Source organism: Aliiglaciecola sp. 3_MG-2023 (assembly GCF_030548205.1).
Lineage (GTDB): Bacteria > Pseudomonadota > Gammaproteobacteria > Enterobacterales > Alteromonadaceae > Aliiglaciecola.
This window is the reverse complement of sequence record NZ_JAUORV010000001.1, coordinates 149,527-167,839: the sequence shown is the minus strand read 5'-3', so window position 1 is coordinate 167,839 and position 18,313 is coordinate 149,527. Positions and strand designations below refer to the sequence as shown.

Genomic DNA, 18,313 nt, shown 5'->3' with positions numbered 1-18,313 from the left:
AACTATTGGTTCAATCTTAGGTATTGGCTTTGATGCCAATACCTACTTTTATATTATTAACACGAGACTTTCCATGACCACTAATATTCATGATCAACGTATTTTAATTCTTGATTTTGGCTCTCAATATACCCAACTCATCGCCCGTCGCGTCCGTGAAATTGGCGTATATTGTGAACTTTGGGCATGGGATGTGAGTGAGGAACAAATTAAAGAGTTTAATCCTAATGGGATTATTCTTTCTGGTGGTCCTGAGTCGGTGACTGAAGCCAACTCTCCGCGCGCTCCCGAATATGTATTTAATGCCGGAGTCCCTGTATTGGGTATTTGCTATGGAATGCAAACCATGGCGGCCCAGTTGGGCGGGAAAGTGCTGGGTTCAGATAAACGTGAATTTGGTTATGCGCAAGTGGAAGTCATTGGTAATATTCCATTGTTAGCAAATATTGAAGATCACATTGGCAGTAATGGAAATGGCTTGTTGGATGTTTGGATGAGCCATGGTGACAAGGTATTGGAAATACCAGAAGGCTTTGTTACAGGTGCACAAACACCGAGTTGTCCCCATGCCGCAATGTTTGATGTTTCTCGTCAATTTTACGGTGTGCAATTTCACCCTGAAGTGACCCATACCCGTCAGGGAATGCGCGTTTTATCTCACTTTGTGATGGACATCTGTGGTTGTCAAAAACTGTGGACCGCGGCTAGCATTATTGAAGATGCCGTTGAGCGTATTAAGAAAAAAGTGGGTGACGATGAAGTTATTCTGGGTTTATCTGGTGGTGTTGATTCGTCAGTAACAGCCATGTTGTTGCATCAAGCTATAGGTAAAAATCTCACTTGTGTGTTTGTTGATAACGGCTTGTTGCGACTCAATGAAGGCGAGCAGGTGATGGAAATGTTTGGTGACCATTTTGGTCTTAACATTATTAAAATAGATGCTGAACCACGCTTTTTAGAAGCCCTGGCCGGGGAAGCGGATCCAGAAGCTAAACGCAAAATTATTGGTCGTGAATTTGTTGGTGTATTCGATGAAGAATCGAGAAAGCTAAAAAATGCCAAGTGGTTAGCTCAAGGTACTATCTATCCAGATGTCATTGAATCTGCAGGCTCGGCGACTGGAAAAGCTCATGTGATTAAATCTCACCACAATGTGGGCGGTTTACCTGATGACATGGAAATGGGGCTTGTTGAACCTTTACGTGAATTGTTTAAAGACGAAGTGCGTAAAATTGGTTTAGAACTAGGCTTGCCTTACGACATGCTTTATCGCCATCCTTTCCCTGGACCGGGTTTAGGTGTGCGCGTGTTAGGTGAAGTGAAAAAGGAATATTGTGATTTATTGCGCCGCGCTGATGCTATCTTTATTGAAGAGCTTCACAGCGCTGACTTGTATCATAAAGTCAGTCAAGCATTTACCGTGTTTTTGCCGGTGCGCTCGGTTGGTGTAATGGGCGATGCTCGCAAGTATGACTGGGTGGTTTCCCTACGTGCTGTAGAAACCATTGACTTCATGACAGCCCATTGGGCCCATTTACCCTACGACTTTTTAGGCAAAGTATCGAATCGCATTATTAATGAAATTGATGGTATTTCTCGCGTGGTTTATGATATTTCAGGCAAACCCCCTGCGACCATTGAGTGGGAATAAAAGGTACGGTTAGGTAACATCTGAGAATAGCTATCAATAACAGAATAAATTTCAAAGCCCAGCGTTCGTGCTGGGCTTTTCGTTTATCTAAGAGAACAAAGCTGACTTTTGAGCTTGGTTAGGCAGATGCAGCCGTTCTATACGTTGCAGGTCAACAAGCCCAGGCAAGTATCGCGCAGCTCAACCATATATCCACTGAGGGAGAGGTCGAAATTTTATCTTTTCCTCGAATATTCGCCTTCTGACGTTTTGCAGATTACCGTTGCCGACCTAGTCTGTGCATCGCCCATAGCCCTAAAGCTGGCCCCGGGAGTAGCCACCATACTACCCACAAACCCTGCCATTGCCACAGGGCTGTGGTCAATGCAATTGATGGAATGGTCAAAGCAAAGCCAATAGCATTTAACATGGCCAAGGTTGAGCCGATTCGCTCTCTTGGAGCGGCTTCAGCGGCCAGAGCCGATAACTGAGGAGAATCCGCAATCACTGTTAGGCCCCAGATAAAGAGTAAAACTAGCATTACTTCGGGCGACAAAAAGGCAACCAACGGATAAAGCAAGCAGATAAGTCCAGAGGACCCAAGTGCCAAGCGCGCCACTGCCAGACTTCCTATATGTCTGCTCAGTGCCCCTCCACCCACACAGCCCATCAGGCCAAGGGCGATGATGCTAAACGATATCAAAGGGGTCGAGAAACCCTGCGCGTCGAGACGCCCCATTTCGCGGGATACCATAAACGGAATCAGCGTCCACATAGCATAAAGCTCCCAACTGTGACCAAAATAGCCGATTGCAACTGCGCGGAAACGCCGTTCACTTAAGGCGGCTAGCCCATCTTTGAGTCGTACCTTAGTACTTGAGGAAGGTAAGTGTGGGCCATCACCCAAAATGAAGATAGCCGCGCCACCTAACAATGCTAATAAGGAAGCAACGAGTAAAGTCCACTGCCAAGGTAACCCGAGCGTCATGCCGCGCAGAAGGTGAGGTAGGGCAGTGCCTAGGGTTAACATTCCGACTAACCATGCCAACGCTGCTCCGACATATTTAGGTGTCCAGCCAATCACTAGCTTCATACCTAAAGGGTAAATACCGGCTAAGCACAGACCGGTGAAAAACCGTAACAGCAGATCGAATGGCTGATGAGCCGCCACAAACACAAAGCTGGCATTTGCTAGCGCACCCGCTAGGCAGGAAATAGCGAAAATGCGGCTGGCAGCTATTCGATCAGCCAAACCTGTGGTGGCAATAAATAGCGTACCAGTAATGAAACCTGCCTGAACAGTGAGAGTTAACCAACCAAGATCTTTTTCAGTTAGCCCAACATCATGAATGAGAGCCAAACCCACCCCATTAACAGAGAACCAAAGGGAAGTACCACATAACTGAGCGAGCACGACAATAAATAGCGGATGACTTCGAATAAAGTATGTCATTTCTCTCACCCTATTGACCAAAAGAAAAATGCCCTCCAATAAACCTTAAATCCATTAATAAAGCTTTGATTAGAGGGCGAGACGCTTATTCTAAGCAACTTTGATTAAGGGCACAGTCATTACGAGAAAGAGAGCTATTTATAACAGCAAAGTCTTTGTATTCCTGACTAGCTAACGCAGACGTTATTGACTTAATCTGTTTATAGCCAGTTCTTAGTAAAAAGGTTGGCGCACGGCCGTAGCTTTTAATTCCAGCAATATAAAGCCCGATCTCTGGGTGCGAAAGCTCAGCCGAACCATGCTCAGGGACTGAACCACAACTATGAAGATTGGGATCAATAAGAGGGCCGAGTTGAACCGGACTTTGGGTTGCAGGATCAATGGAGGTGCGCAGCTCAGACAGCAGCTGAAGGTCAGGACGAAACCCGGTTGCTGCAATGATCTGATCTACAGGCGGTAGTTGATATGAATGGCTATTTACGATCAGTTTGCCATTTTCACAGTTGATTTTTTCTATTGCTATATCGGTAAATACTTCGATTTTTCCTTCTTCCAGTAATGTTTGAATATGAACTTCGAGACTTCTGCGCTCTTGCAGCTCATCATTTTTTGGTGATCGCACGATGTTATCCACGGAGGAGCCGCGTATTCCCCATAAAATATGCATGCCATCAGTTTGTTCAGAAAGTTTGACTAAATCTTGTAATGCGTTAAATGCTGAATGGCCGCCACCGATGACGAGTACGGACTTGCCCGCATATTGTTTATTGCTAGCGCCAAGAATATCAGGCACACCGTAAGAAATTGATTGCGAAGCAGTAAGCTCACCAATAGCAGGAATACCATGAGCGCCAAGCCAGTTGGGGGTCTGATATGTACCAGAGGCATCAATTACGGCCTGAACAAGAATATCACGCTCACCTTCAACGTCGGAAACACGGATCACGAAGGGCGTACTCTCCCGGCCATTATTTCGTAAAATATCGTGATATTGGCGGCTGACGTTGTTAACACGGGTATTCAAATGTAGGTGCGGAGCAATCTTCTCGTGGGACGCCAAAGGAAGTATATAGCGCTCAAGCAGTTCGCTTCCGGTTGGAAACTCGGTCGAAACTGGTTCTACCCAGCCCTTTTTCTTAAGTAATGAAACCGCTTTTGGATCCATATTGTATGACCAGGGCGAAAACATACGCACATGACCCCATTTTGCTATGTTGGAACCGGCACAATCACCTGATTCAAACACAATGGGTGTAAGGCCTGCATCGAGCAGGTTAACTGCTGCACTCAAACCGATAGGACCGGCGCCTATGATGGCAATGGGCAAGTTTTCGACATTGTAATTCATAGATAAACCTCCAAAATAGTGTTGTTAGTAACAACAATGTGGTTAAAAAAATAGTTAATCGCCGAGTCGGTTCCGCGCTGCGACGGTAAGTTTTCCCAAGAGTACAAGAGCCGCATCGACAACTTCATCAGAGATATCAGATATCATTGATGCCTCTTCTTCAATCAAGCTTTTTCGAATGGTTGCATATAACTCATGGCCTTCAGGGGTCAGTGATAGCTGCACTGCGCGCTGATCAAGGGGGTCTAAGGTCTTCAGTGCATAGCCTTTACGCAGTAACGAGTCAACTACTCGGCTTGTGGTACTTTTATCAAGGCACATTTCTTCAGCTAGTTCTTTAAGCCTTAAGGGACCTCGTTTTACCAGTGTTTCCAGCGCATAACATTGAGCGACCGACACGTTATGACAGCAAATACTTTCACGATCACGAAACTGATGTACGCGGATCAGTTGGTTAACCGCTTCATAAAGTGCTTCGGCACGCTTGAGTTTTGTGTTCATCGAATGTCTCTGGCTTAAGTTGTTAGTAACAACAATATAATAGCCGTCCATTTTCTGCAAGCCCCGGGTCTTGTTTAATTAAAATTGTGTTTGAGATGATGTTAAATAGGGAATAGTCGCTGATCTGTATAGTAGCTAAGCTGTAAGGTACAAAAAAGGCGATAGTAATATCGCCTTTTTATACAGCTTACGCTGCTTTGCTACGTGTTAGATTGTCAAACTCGCGCTTTAGTACATATTTTTCATCGGTTACAATGGCCTCTAGTACTGCAATTCGTTCCTGCATCGCAGCAAGTTGTTGTATTAATTCGTCATTTTGCAGATCGGGTTCAGATACCTGTTTAGGGGCTTTTTTATCTTTCCCGGTTAATTTTACAATGGTCCAGCAAATGATGGCAATTATGGCGATGGCGGTTAAATTCATAGCGTAGTCTCCTTTGACTGGTATGGTGTTATCGTATTAGTATGTTTTAGCGTTATGATCTTGTTTTGCATATTTTTAACCAACTTTTATTTCTTTTAAATATCAATGGCTTATGTTTTTTCATAGGCAATGCTTGATATGTGTATTAGTTAAAAAAACAACTTATTGAGCAAATTAACCAATGTTTTGTATGACCAATAAATGACAACTCCAAATTCGCCAAATAAAATTCAATCACAAGATGAGTATTGGATGGAATATGCGCTATCTTTAGCAGACAACGCTTGGAAAATTGGTGAAGTTCCAGTGGGAGCGGTGTTGGTAAAAGATAATGAGTTAGTATCCCAAGGTTGGAATCAGTCCATTAGCTTAAATGATCCATCTGCCCACGCAGAAATGATCGCCATTCGAGAAGGGGGAAAGTTGCTAAACAACTATCGCATGCTGGACTGCACCCTTTACGTAACCCTAGAACCTTGCCCAATGTGTGCTGGGCTACTGGTCCATTCTCGTATCAAACGCTTGGTCTTTGGCGCAAAGGATTATAAGACAGGCTTCGCAGGCAGTTTAATGAATCTTTTGAATGATGAAAGATTGAATCATCAAATTGAAGTGCAAGGCGATGTATTGGGCGAACAATGTGCCAGCAAAATATCCGACTTTTTTAAAATGCGACGTGAGCAGAAAAAAGCCCTTAAGCAAATTGCTAAAACTGGCACTCAATTGAAATGATCTTAGACAAATTTTGTTGAATAGATGACCCGGCACCGAATCGTGCTGTTTAGTATTTCAGCAAAGATATTTTCAATATCGGAGGAGGGGTGCATAGTCAAATCGGATTGGAGGATGATTTACTTGCTCTTAACCAATTTGTTGAAAACAACATAGCCAGTTGGCTGAAGCTTATTTTAACTTGCTTCAGCAAAAGACTCTTGTAAATCAAATTGTTGGAAATTTTGACGTCTAACCAACACTCTTTGGTGTACTTTTTTTAACATTAGCCTTCTACGGCTACTATTGTTTGGTTTCACTTTTCTAGTAAATGTATTTCTTTTTCTCATGGTAACTCCTTTAAGGATTTTTCTCCTATTTCTTGTAATAAAACGGGTTAATTGATGTAGACAACTAAACTATCCATTAGTTTCAAAATTATTTCCATTGAAACAAATGAATCATTTACTTCTAATTAGATTGGCATGCAAATGTGACTGCTATATGACAAGTCAATAAACAGCGTAAATATCGGATGGTTTAATTTTCTGGCGCTTGAGCTGCGTCTTCAGCTTCATCGAGGGTTTCGGCATCCTGCCCGTCTAGCCACACTAATGTATCATAATAACGCCGTATGTTGTCAACATAAGTCACCGCTTCGTCACCCCGCGCGTATCCATAACGGGTGGTTTTGTAGTATTTTTTCTGACGTAATTGCGGTAAACGTTGTTTAACGTCTATCCACATGTCAGGGTTGCCGCCCTGTTTTTGAGTTAAAACCCGGGCATCTTCAAGGTGACCTAATCCAATATTGTATGCTGCTAAGGCAAACCAGATACGATCTGGCTCCTGAATGCGAGCAGGAATTCTACTTAATAAATTAGCGAAGTATTCAGCTCCCCCACGGATGCTTTGCTCAGGGTCTAATCGTGATTCAATACCTAGATCTTCTGCTGTGGCTAGGGTTAACATCATCATGCCACGAACCCCTGTGGGGGATTTTGCGTTAGGGTTCCAGTGGCTTTCCTGATAGCTCATGGCGGCTAACAAACGCCAATCAAGATTTTGAGCATGTTTCTCAAACCATTGTCTAAAGTTTGGTAAATTGCTTCGAGCTGAACGGATAAATTCCCGAGTGTCCACATAGTTAAACTGCCTAACATGACCAAAGTACTTGTCTTCTAAAGCCGCCAGGGTGCCATTTGATTGAATTAAACCAAAATATTCAATCAGTGCTGCTAATAATGAGTCATCTTGGCTTTTGTCTAATGCCCAGGCTACGCTTTGTTCTTTACTGATAGTAAAACCAATACTCAGCTCAGGATGTCTTCTGCGCAAAACTGCTAAAATGTTAGAATCTACTATGGTGTAAGCGAGTTCATCGTTTAAAACCATTTCCATAAGTTCTTCTGCGTCTTTATCGTCGGTTTCTCGCCAGGCTAATTGCGGATGAAATGGCTTAAATTCTCGCAGTGTTTCAGCATGACTACTGCCAGCAATAACCAACATTTCTTCGGTCAAATCCGTCGCACTTCTGGGCCGTTCATTACCTTGTTTAAATACCACTTTTTGGCTGATACTTTGGTAGGCTGGACCAAAGCGGAATATATCGGCTCGCTCATTGGTAACACTAATTCCGGCAGCAATTAAGTCCAAATGATGATTAGCAAGTTGGGGAAATAGTTCATTTAAAGTGTAATAGGGGAAAACTTCCAGACGCACGCCTAGGTAGCTAGCGAAACCGCTGGCTAATTCATATTCAAAGCCTTCAGGCCCAACAGGCCCATTATAATATGTTGTCAAACCATAATTGGTTCCAACTTTGAGTACACCTTGGTCTAAGATGCGGGCTAGGGTGCTGGATTGTTGCGGTTTTTCACATGCACTGAGTACAAAAAATACGCTCAGTAAAAAAAACCGAAAAACTGTTTTCTTCACAGATTCCCTTTTAAACTTAGTTAATTACCTCATTGTGACGAAATTGTTTGGATTCATCTACACAAATAATGCAATTGATGAGTAAAAACTTCTAAATCAAGTGGATTGATGCTTATAAATCGATTGTTTTTACACTATAATTCGCGCCTCAAAACTTCCTAAAAATCGTGAACTTAGTCAGACTAAATGGTCAAGTTCCAGTAACTTTGGTAATAGCCCTATGCTCGTCCTTCGTGGTGCTCCTGCGTTATCTGATTTTCGTGTTGAAAAATTACTTCAACGTTTTACATCTGCTCAACTTCCCATTGCTGAAATATACGCTGAATATGTGCACTTTGCGCAAATTGAGTCGGAAATAACAGCGGAGCAGAAACAAGTTTTAACTCAATTACTCACTTACGGCCCGGCGATACCCGCCCACGATCCAGAAGGCGAGTTAATTTTGGTAGTACCAAGACCCGGAACTATTTCCCCATGGTCTTCTAAAGCAACTGATATTGCTCACAACTGTGGTCTTAATAACGTTAAGAGAATTGAACGTGGTTGTGCATATTATTTGAAATTTGCCGCTGAGTTTAGCCAAACACAACGCACCGAGTTGCAACACATATTACATGACCGTATGACTGAAGCGGTCATGGCTGATTTTGAGCAAGTGCAAATGTTATTTGTAGAAGACTCGCCTAAACATTTCAGTAGTGTTGATGTGATCGGTGGAGGGCGAGAGGCTTTACGCTCTGCCAATGTTGAAATGGGGCTAGCGCTTGCTGATGATGAAATTGATTATTTGGTGGAAAACTTCCAACGCTTAGGTCGTAATCCAAACGATATTGAGCTGTATATGTTTGCTCAGGCTAACTCAGAGCATTGCCGACATAAGATTTTCAACGCAGATTGGACAATTGATGGTGCGAAACAGCCTAAATCCTTGTTCAAAATGATTAAGAATACCTTCGAACTCAACCCAGATTATGTGCATTCCGCTTATAGCGATAACGCGGCGGTTATGGAGGGATGGAAAGCCGGTCGTTTCTTCCCTAACCCGGCATCCCATGAATACGAATATCACCATGAAAATATCGATATTTTGATGAAGGTAGAAACCCACAACCACCCAACTGCTATCTCTCCTTTTTCTGGAGCCGCAACGGGGTCGGGCGGTGAGATTCGTGATGAAGGTGCCACTGGAAGAGGTTCTAAACCCAAAGCGGGGTTAGTAGGCTTTAGTGTTTCAAACTTGAATATTCCTGGCTACCCATTACCTTGGGAAACCGCTTATGGCAAACCAGAGCGAATTGTGAATGCGTTAGAAATTATGCAACAAGGCCCATTAGGTGGGGCGGCGTTTAATAACGAATTTGGTCGTCCTAATATTCTGGGATATTTCCGTACCTATGAACAACAGGTAAATAGCTTCAATGGTGAGGAAGTACGGGGTTATCATAAACCAATTATGTTGGCTGGTGGATTAGGAAATATTCGTCAATCGCATACTCAAAAAGGCGAAATCACCGTAGGGGCTAAGTTAATTGCCTTAGGTGGACCAGCCATGAACATCGGGTTAGGGGGAGGTGCCGCTTCCTCAATGACATCCGGTGAGTCAAATGAAGATTTAGACTTTGCTTCTGTGCAACGGGGTAATCCTGAAATGGAAAGACGTTGCCAGGAAGTGATCGACCGCTGTTGGCAGTTAGGAGATGAAAACCCCATCCAGTTTATTCATGACGTGGGTGCAGGGGGGTTATCAAATGCTTTCCCTGAACTCGTTAATGATGGTGGACGCGGCGGAAAATTTGAGCTTAGAAATGTACCCAATGACGAACCTGGTATGGCTCCCCATGAAATTTGGTGTAACGAATCACAAGAACGATATGTGTTATCTGTTGCTCCAGACAAACTGCCGTTGTTCGAATCAATTTGTCGACGTGAAAGAGCGCCTTTTGCGGTGGTGGGAGAGGCTACTCAACAGCCTCATTTGTCATTGCATGACGAACATTTCAATGACTTACCCATTGATTTACCGCTGGATGTTTTACTCGGTAAACCACCTAAGATGCATCGTGATGTAACATCTAAAACATCCGTTGGAGATGATTTTAGGGCTGAGTCGGTAGACATAAATGAAGCTGCAGAACGTCTTTTACGTTTGCCCACAGTGGCAGAGAAAACCTTTTTGATCACCATTGGGGATCGCAGCGTGACTGGTTTAGTGAGTCGTGATCAAATGGTCGGCCCTTGGCAAATTCCGGTGGCGGATGTTGCCGTGACAGCGTCTTCATTTGATAGCTATCAAGGTGAAGCTATGGCGGTGGGTGAGCGCACGCCTATTGCATTATTAAATCATGGCGCGTCAGCGCGAATGGCTGTGGGTGAGTCTTTAACAAATATTGCCGCTGCAGATATCGGTTCGTTAAATCGGATCAAATTATCGGCTAATTGGATGGCTGCCGCTGGACACCCAGGTGAAGATGCTGGTTTGTACGAAGCTGTTAAAGCCGTAGGTGAAGAGCTATGTCCAGAACTAGGGTTAACCATACCCGTTGGCAAAGATTCAATGTCAATGAAATCTCAATGGCAAGAAGAGCAGGCTGATGGGCCGCAGGATAAATCGGTTACCTCACCATTATCCCTGATCATTACCGCATTCGGTGCCGTGCAGGATATACGTAATACCATGACTCCGCAGTTGCGAACCGACCAAGGTGAAACGGTTTTATTGTGCGTAGATTTGGGGGAAGGGCGTAACCGCATTGGCGGATCTTGTTTGGCGCAGGTATACAGTCAGTTGGGTAATCAAGCACCTGATGTGACCAAACCTAAGTTACTAAAATCTTTCTTTGAAGCTATGCAAACATTAGTGCATCAAAATCTATTATTGGCTTATCACGATAGATCTGATGGTGGTTTATTTACCACGCTAGTTGAAATGGCCTTTGCTGGACACTCTGGTATTGATGTTGAACTGGATAGCTTAACAGGTGATGCGCAGTCAGTATTGTTTAACGAAGAACTAGGGGCAGTGGTTCAGGTAACGACAGCCGACTTGGATAAAGTGAATCAAGTACTTAGTCAGCATGGACTTACAGACGTGACCCATTTGATTGGCACGCTCAACACTTCAGACAGAATTGAAATTAGCCACAAGCAACAAAAGGTCATCTCACAAGAACGCGGTTACTACCGCTTAATTTGGGCAGAGACCACAGATAAAATGCAGCGATTACGTGATAATCCTGAATGTGTTGATCAAGAGTGGGCGGCAAAAGGAAATGCCCAAGATCCTGGTTTGCATTGTGAATTAAGCTACGATATCAACGAAGATGTTGCTGCTCCGTATATTTCGAAAGGGCTTAAACCACAAATAGCCATTTTACGCGAGCAAGGTGTTAATTCGCAAAACGAAATGGCTGCAGCTTTCAATCGAGCGGGTTTTAACGCTATTGATGTTCACATGAGTGATATTATTGGTCAGAATCTAAGCTTAGATAAATTTGCTGGGTTAGTTGCCTGTGGCGGCTTCTCCTACGGTGATGTGCTAGGCGCAGGTGAAGGATGGGCTAAGTCCATTTTATTCAATCATTATGCACGAGACCAGTTTGAGCAATTCTTCCACCGAGATGAAACTTTTAGTTTAGGTGTCTGTAATGGTTGCCAAATGCTTTCAAACTTAAAGTCACTGATACCAGGTGCTGATTTATGGCCGCATTTTGTGACTAACCAATCGGAACGTTTTGAAGCACGGGTTTCCATGTTAGAAGTGCAAGAAAGTAAATCTATTTTCTTTGCCGGCATGCAGGGTTCTCGCTTACCCATAGCGGTATCTCATGGTGAGGGAAGGGCGGAATTTAAACATACTGGTCACCTTCGACAAGTTCAAAATAATCAACATATTGCATTGAAATATGTGGATAATTTTGGAAAGGTGACTCAACAGTACCCCGCAAACCCCAATGGCTCACCGGATGGCATTTCAGGACTGACTTCCAGTGATGGTCGCGCGACTATTATGATGCCTCACCCAGAGCGGGTGTTTAGGGCTGTGGCAAACTCTTGGCAAGCCGATGATTGGCAAGAAGATGGCCCTTGGATGAGAATGTTTAGAAATGCGCGTGTATTTGCAGGTTAATAATTTACACGCGGCATATAAAGTAATCTTAGAAAGTTAAAATTTCTAGCGCCTAATTTTTTAGGCGCTTTTTTTTTAATTTGTTTTTATTAGTTAGATCCTTGATTTAATTAAATAAACCCTTGTCAATTTAAAAAAACAGGTTTAGACTAAAGTCTACAATAGGTATAGTTATCAGCGATGATTCTACCCGCAAATGGACTTTACATAAACTTACCGACAACAATTACAATTTCAAAATAATAATAAGAGAAATAAAATGAATCGTTCGTCAAAAGGTTTTGGATTAACAGGTGTGTTCGCCACCGTACTTTTCCTCGTTGTTTTAGCCGTTGTTAGCACTCCCGCAAGTTCGCAGACAATGTCTGATGAGATTAAACATACTCAAATCTAATTGAGTACTTTTACTTAGAAAGACATTATATTAATACTGTTTGCAAATACTTATTCACAGATTTTTTGGCTCGTATTGATATTACTTTTTTCGATGTAATTCTCGATTAGTGGCTTTCTCTGTCTCACTTTTTTTCAGCAGAACATACACTGATGCCGAACCACCATGGTATTTTTGCGCCGTATGAAAAGCCAAAACTTGCGGCATTTGCTGTAACCATTTTTGCACGTAACTCTTCAGAAAAGCTGGGAAGGGTTGGCTGTTCAATCCGATTCCATGTTTAACTAATAATGTGCGAATACCTTTTTGTTGAGATTGAAGAATGGTTTCAAACAGAGCTTGTCGAGCTTGTTCAAATTTGTACTGCTGTAAATTCAGCACAGAATCAATTTTGTATTTCCCCAAACGTAAATTTTTAAATACACCTTCCTGTACCCCAGGCTTTTTGTATATGAGGTGATCATAGGGATCAAGAGGCTCTACGTGTTCAGTGCTCAAGTAATTCTGAGCTAAATTTAAATCTCGTTGCAATGCCTCACGCTTTAAGCTCTGTGCGAGGGTTGGCTTTGCTTTTAAGGATAGCACTTTATCTTGTTTAGGAAGTGGTTTGACATCTTGCATAGCATCCATAAACGTCGAAATTTCTTCGTTATTTTGTCTAGACATCTCAACCCCTTTTGAAAATTATGCTTTTAGTTAACCTGCAGATAATTTGCGGCCTTTGATTTCGGTTCTAACTAGTTTTATGTCACAATTAGCGAAAAAGTTCACTAGGAAAATATATGAAAAGTATTCGCTATCTTGCGTTTTTTTGGGTAACCACCTTATTGGCTTGCTCCAATCCAGAACAACCTTCCGAAACCAAAGTACAACAAACACCAAAACAAACGCAAATAGACAATGCTAAAGATTATCATTCTTTTGCTAATCCCGATGAAGTGAAAGTGTCACATATCGATTTAGATCTAACCGCTGACTTTGAAAAACATCAGCTGATAGGCACGGCAACGCTGACCTATCAAAAGGTGGATGAGCAAAGTGAAACCTTAATTTTAGATACTCGCGGATTAACCATTTTAGAGGTGACAGCCGGCAATGTCCCTTTAGCGTTTGAATTGCAAAAAGAAGATCCGAATTTAGGCTCTGCTTTACGCATTACATTGCCAAAATCAGGCAATCAGGTAACGATTAATTATCATACTTCAAAAGAGGCTTCAGGCGCGCAGTGGTTAACTCCTGAGCAAACCGCAGGTAAACAATTTCCATTTTTGTTTACCCAAGCCCAAGCCGTTCACGCACGTAGTTTCATACCTTTGCAAGACTCACCACAGGTGAGAGTGACTTATACGGCTACCATTCGCACTCCTGAAGAGCTACTTGCGGTGATGAGTGCCGCCAATGACCCAGATACAGAGCGCGATGGTGTGTATGAATTTAATATGCCACAACCCATTCCTTCTTATTTGATTGCGTTGGCTATTGGTGACTTGCACTTTAAGGCTATGGGGGAACGCACAGGTGTTTACGCTGAACCTTCAATACTTGATGCAGCAGCCAAAGAGTTTGAAGATACAGAAAGTATGCTAGAGGCAACAGAAAAGACCTATGGACCTTATAGCTGGGATCGTTACGATTTATTGATACTCCCGCCATCATTTCCCTTTGGTGGGATGGAAAATCCTCGACTTTCTTTCATTACCCCAACGGTTATCGCTGGCGACAAGAGTTTAGTGTCTCTCATTGCCCATGAACTTGCCCATAGTTGGTCAGGTAATACTGTGACGAATGCCACTTGGCGTGACCTGTGGCTTAACGAAGGTTTCACTACCTACTTAACTTATCGGATTATGGAAATGATCTACGGTACTGATCGCTACAATATGGAAGCTGTATTGGGATACCAAGATCTAGAAGCTGATATTGCAGCCTTGCCAGATAACGATGAAATATTAGCGATAGATTTGCGTGGGCGTAATCCTGATGATGTGTTTTCAAATATCCCTTATGAAAAAGGCGCATTATTTTTACGTGAAATAGAACAAAAAATTGGGCGTGATAACTTCGATAAGTTTCTACTCGAATATTTCAATCACTTTGCGTTTGAGAGCATCACAACCGACCAATTTGTTAACTATTTAGATAAAACCCTATTGACCACTTATGCTGATGTTTTAGACAAAGAACGTATTCAACAGTGGATTTTTGAACCGGGTATTCCCGAGGGGGCACCTGTTCCTGAGTCAGATGCCTTTAGTAAAGTTGATACCGCTCGCAATGCTTGGTTAGAGGGAAGTTTGAGTGCCAAACAAGTTGATACTCAAGGTTGGACTGTTCATCAGTGGTTGTATTTCCTAAACAATATGCCAGATGAGTTAAATGAATCACAATTAAGCGCCCTTGATGATGCTTTTCAACTTACAGCAAGCAAGAATAATGAAATTGCCCATAGCTGGTTACTTATTGCGGTTAAAAACCAATATAAGCCTGCCTACGAGAGGCTGCATAGTTACTTGGTAAACATTGGTCGTAATAAATTAGTGAAACCACTGTACAAAGAGTTATCAAAAACCGTGGAAGGTAAGGCATTTGCTAAACGAGCGTTTGAAGAAGCTAAACCTGGTTATCATCCGCTCACTGTGCGTGTTAATAAGAAATTTGTTGAATAATCGGCTTTAACCATTCGTTTATTTGAACGTTTGAAAAAGGGAGCTTAATCAGCTCCCTTTTTGATTCTTGTTCTTTTGTTTACGAAAAACTGCTTATCCACTTCTCAATGGATAAGGCTTCGACGACAAATTCGACAGAGAGCGCTGCTAAAATTATGCCCATTATGCGGGTAAGAATGGATGCGCCTCCTGAGCCAATAATGCGCAGTATGCGCCCTGACAATAACAACAACCCCAGGGTAATTAGCAAAATACTAAACATCACCAAAGTGGTGGTTATTTGTTGATGAATGGGGTGGGTATAGTTATCGGTTAATAGGATGACTGCTAAAATTGCACCTGGTGATGCTGTGGCGGGTATAGCAAGAGGAAACACCGCCATGTTGTGCTCTCGATCCATTTCGTTTCTGGGCGAGCTGTCATCAAAAATCATTTTAAGCCCAAATAAAAATAAAATAATGCCGCCGGCAACTTTAAATGAAAGCAAACTAATTCCCATCGCGGTAAGAATTATCTGGCCAACTACAATTGCGCCTAAAAGTACCGCACTTGAATAGATGATCGTTTTAAATGCGGTTTTACGGCGCTCTGACGGGGAAAGACTGGCTGTGAGGCCAGCGAATAGTGCCATGGTCCCGATTGGGTCGATCGTTGCCCAAATTATCAAAAAGTCATTTAGTATTTGTTCCATCATGTTTTCATTAATTCTCGTTGAATATATCAGTTGATTACAGGGTTAGGTGTTGCGGTTGTATTCATTAATTAAAGGAGCGAGTGCAATAGGTTATGTTTTATGAGGCGTTTCCAATGAAATTAGTTGTTAGGTTTTTGATTTAGAATGCTACTGAGACTGTAAACTTTTATGCCAGAGTTAACGTAGTTAAAATGCCGAGAAGTTTAATTGTATCGAAGCTTAGTAACCTGTATAAAAGTGATTTGCTGTCTATGTGGGGGCGGTTGAATAATTTACAACATGCTTTAGTCTTTGTTTCGAGTATCTAAGGCTCACAACGACTATGTGGTGAAGCTATGAACGTAATCAAAAAGTGTAACTAACACACATTAAGGAAAGTATTTGATTGATATTACTGCTGGACTGGTTTTGGTTGGATTGTTATCCATTTTTTGTCAGTATTTCGCCTATCGGATAAAATTACCTGCAATTTTGCCGCTTCTTTTGGTTGGTATTATTGTTGGTCCTGGAACCGGGATCATAAATGCAGACCAAATTTTTGGCGACTTATTGTTTCCTGTCGTATCACTTTCTGTGGCCATTATTCTGTTCGAAGGAGCCTTAACCCTTCGATTTGAAGATTTACGCGGTCATGGCTCTATGGTCCGAAACCTATGTACATCAGGGGCTGTTTTAACCTGGTGTTTAGTGGCTGTGATAACCCATATTGTGTTAGATATGTCATGGGAAATGGCCTTTTTATTTGGCGCTATTGTTACTGTGACTGGGCCTACAGTCATTGTTCCCATGCTTCGTACTGTTCGCCCTAGTAACAAATTAGCCAACATTCTGAGGTGGGAAGGTATTATTATAGACCCCATAGGTGCATTGTTGGCGGTGCTCGTTTATGAGTACATCATTTCCACTCAAGATGCCCTCAGTCACACCTTATGGGCGTTTAGTCTTACCGTCAGTATAGGACTGGGAGTAGGGGCCGTTATGGGGTATCTAATGGGACTTGCTTTGAGAAAAAATCTCATTCCTCATTATTTGCGCAATACAGCCGTTCTAACGTTAATGTTAGGTGCATTTGCCGGTTCCAACATGATAGCCCATGAGTCAGGTTTACTGACTGTGACGATTATGGGGATGTGGCTGGCCAATATGCGTGATGTGGATGTTGATGATATTTTAGAATTTAAAGAAACCTTAAGTGTATTGTTAATTTCTGGCTTATTTATCTTACTGGCCTCGAGAATTCAGTTAGATTCAATTCTCAATGTTGGATGGGGCGCTATCATTGTTCTGCTGGCGATTATGTTTATCGTCCGGCCGATTTCGGTGATGGTTTCCTCCCTTAAAACAGGACTTAATTGGCGAGAACAGGCGTTTTTAAGCTGGGTAGCGCCAAGGGGGATTGTTGCCGCTGCAGTGTCTGCTTTGTTCTCATTAAAGTTAGAAGCCCTTAACTATGCACAAATAGAAATTCTTGTGCCCCTGGTTTTTTTAGTCATTATTTCTACTGTTGTGGTGCAAAGCCTAACCGCAGTTCATGTTGCCCAATGGTTGGGTATTCGAGCCCCTAAACCGAATGGCTATTTGATATTTGGTGGCGGTGCGTTCTGTCGGATGTTTGCTAAAGAACTAATGGACAATGATATTAATGTCTGTGTTGCAGACACTAACTGGGATGCTATTCGTTCCGCTAGAATGGAAAATATCCCCACTTATTTTGGCAACCCGATGTCTGAACATGCATCTCGGACGTTGGATCTAACATTATTTGGACGAGTGCTAGTTATGTCACCCTATCGCCAACTGAATCCTATGGTGACTTTTCATTTTGAAGATGAATTGGGTAAAGGAACCGTTTTAGGCTTGAGCAATAATGAGCAGCAACAACGACCTAGCCATCAAATATCAGAGTCGTATGCAAAAAAGCTGGGGTTATTTGCTGATGGCGTCACCTATGGAAAGTTAGCGAGTTGGGTAGCAAAAGGCGCAAAAATTAAAACCACTCAATTAACTGAAAGTTTTTCAATGGATGATTATTTACAAGAGTACGAAGGTAATTTACTGGTTTTATGTGCCTTCGATAGCCATAATAAATTGCGAATGCTGACCAATAAAAAGTCTGTTGATCCTAAGGCCGGATGGCGCATAATGAGTTTGGTTATCCCTAAGGAGACCGATTCTGAACCAGCGACTAATTCGAAGGATGATAAATAACAAAAGTAAGGCAACCACTGTCAATTAACGATAATAATATTCTTTACACTTGCTATTAGATAAGAAAACCGGTCTGCTTATTGTGGTGTGATGAAACGGGATATTCAGGTTAATGGCAAGCAAAGGGGTGGGTTTCCGTTTTGTTAAAATGTATCTTAACAATCTAGTTGAGAGCTTAATTTGTCTTCCGCGCTAGGCGGTTTTATCGTTATTATCAATC

General features: G+C 42.5%; 13 protein-coding genes. 6 read left to right on the top strand and 7 right to left on the bottom strand.

The window, feature by feature from the left end:
- The first annotated feature begins 73 nt into the window (after window positions 1-73).
- Window positions 74-1,651 (top strand): glutamine-hydrolyzing GMP synthase, encoded by a 1,578-nt coding sequence (guaA, locus tag Q4574_RS00790; RefSeq protein WP_303470347.1) that lies wholly within the window; start codon window positions 74-76, stop codon window positions 1,649-1,651.
- 256 nt (window positions 1,652-1,907) lie between these two features.
- Here the strand turns inward: guaA and Q4574_RS00785 are convergent, their stop codons facing one another.
- The 4 genes from Q4574_RS00785 to Q4574_RS00770 form a co-directional block, all read right to left on the bottom strand.
- Entirely contained in the window at window positions 1,908-3,083 is a 1,176-nt protein-coding gene (locus tag Q4574_RS00785) for an MFS transporter (RefSeq protein WP_303470346.1), read from the bottom strand.
- Window positions 3,084-3,168: 85 nt separating this feature from the next.
- Window positions 3,169-4,431: an NAD(P)-binding domain-containing protein gene (locus tag Q4574_RS00780; RefSeq protein WP_303470345.1), complete on the bottom strand. Its 1,263-nt coding sequence runs from the start codon at window positions 4,429-4,431 to the stop codon at window positions 3,169-3,171.
- 54 nt (window positions 4,432-4,485) lie between these two features.
- Window positions 4,486-4,932 (bottom strand): MarR family winged helix-turn-helix transcriptional regulator, encoded by a 447-nt coding sequence (locus tag Q4574_RS00775; protein ID WP_303470343.1) that lies wholly within the window; start codon window positions 4,930-4,932, stop codon window positions 4,486-4,488.
- Window positions 4,933-5,119: 187 nt separating this feature from the next.
- Window positions 5,120-5,356, bottom strand: coding sequence for a hypothetical protein (locus Q4574_RS00770; protein WP_303470341.1), 237 nt, complete (start codon window positions 5,354-5,356; stop codon window positions 5,120-5,122).
- 201 nt (window positions 5,357-5,557) lie between these two features.
- Here Q4574_RS00770 and tadA point away from each other — a divergent pair, with 201 nt between their 5' ends.
- Complete coding sequence (gene tadA / locus Q4574_RS00765; RefSeq protein ID WP_303470339.1) at window positions 5,558-6,088, top strand: tRNA adenosine(34) deaminase TadA; 531 nt, start codon at window positions 5,558-5,560, stop codon at window positions 6,086-6,088.
- A gap of 519 nt (window positions 6,089-6,607) precedes the next feature.
- On the opposite strand, the gene mltF is transcribed toward tadA, so the two are convergent.
- On the bottom strand, window positions 6,608-8,005 hold the full coding sequence (mltF, locus tag Q4574_RS00760; protein WP_303470337.1) for a membrane-bound lytic murein transglycosylase MltF: 1,398 nt from the start codon (window positions 8,003-8,005) through the stop codon (window positions 6,608-6,610).
- Between the two features lie 220 nt (window positions 8,006-8,225).
- Here mltF and purL point away from each other — a divergent pair, with 220 nt between their 5' ends.
- Window positions 8,226-12,131 (top strand): phosphoribosylformylglycinamidine synthase, encoded by a 3,906-nt coding sequence (purL, locus tag Q4574_RS00755; protein WP_303470335.1) that lies wholly within the window; start codon window positions 8,226-8,228, stop codon window positions 12,129-12,131.
- Window positions 12,132-12,390: 259 nt separating this feature from the next.
- Window positions 12,391-12,525 carry a hypothetical protein gene (locus Q4574_RS00750; protein WP_303470333.1) on the top strand — a complete coding sequence of 45 codons (135 nt, stop codon included), beginning with the start codon at window positions 12,391-12,393 and terminating at the stop codon, window positions 12,523-12,525.
- A gap of 81 nt (window positions 12,526-12,606) precedes the next feature.
- Here Q4574_RS00750 and smrA read toward each other — a convergent pair whose 3' ends face one another.
- Window positions 12,607-13,191 (bottom strand): DNA endonuclease SmrA, encoded by a 585-nt coding sequence (gene smrA, locus Q4574_RS00745; protein WP_303470330.1) that lies wholly within the window; start codon window positions 13,189-13,191, stop codon window positions 12,607-12,609.
- 116 nt (window positions 13,192-13,307) lie between these two features.
- Between smrA and Q4574_RS00740 the strand changes: the two genes are divergently transcribed.
- Window positions 13,308-15,191, top strand: a complete 1,884-nt coding sequence (locus Q4574_RS00740) for a M1 family metallopeptidase (protein ID WP_303470328.1) — start codon at window positions 13,308-13,310, stop codon at window positions 15,189-15,191.
- Between the two features lie 79 nt (window positions 15,192-15,270).
- On the opposite strand, the gene Q4574_RS00735 is transcribed toward Q4574_RS00740, so the two are convergent.
- Window positions 15,271-15,882 carry a MarC family protein gene (locus Q4574_RS00735; protein ID WP_303470326.1) on the bottom strand — a complete coding sequence of 204 codons (612 nt, stop codon included), beginning with the start codon at window positions 15,880-15,882 and terminating at the stop codon, window positions 15,271-15,273.
- A 384-nt stretch (window positions 15,883-16,266) separates the two neighbouring features.
- Between Q4574_RS00735 and Q4574_RS00730 the strand changes: the two genes are divergently transcribed.
- Window positions 16,267-18,093, top strand: coding sequence for a sodium:proton antiporter (locus tag Q4574_RS00730; RefSeq protein WP_303470324.1), 1,827 nt, complete (start codon window positions 16,267-16,269; stop codon window positions 18,091-18,093).
- The last annotated feature ends 220 nt before the right edge of the window (window positions 18,094-18,313 follow it).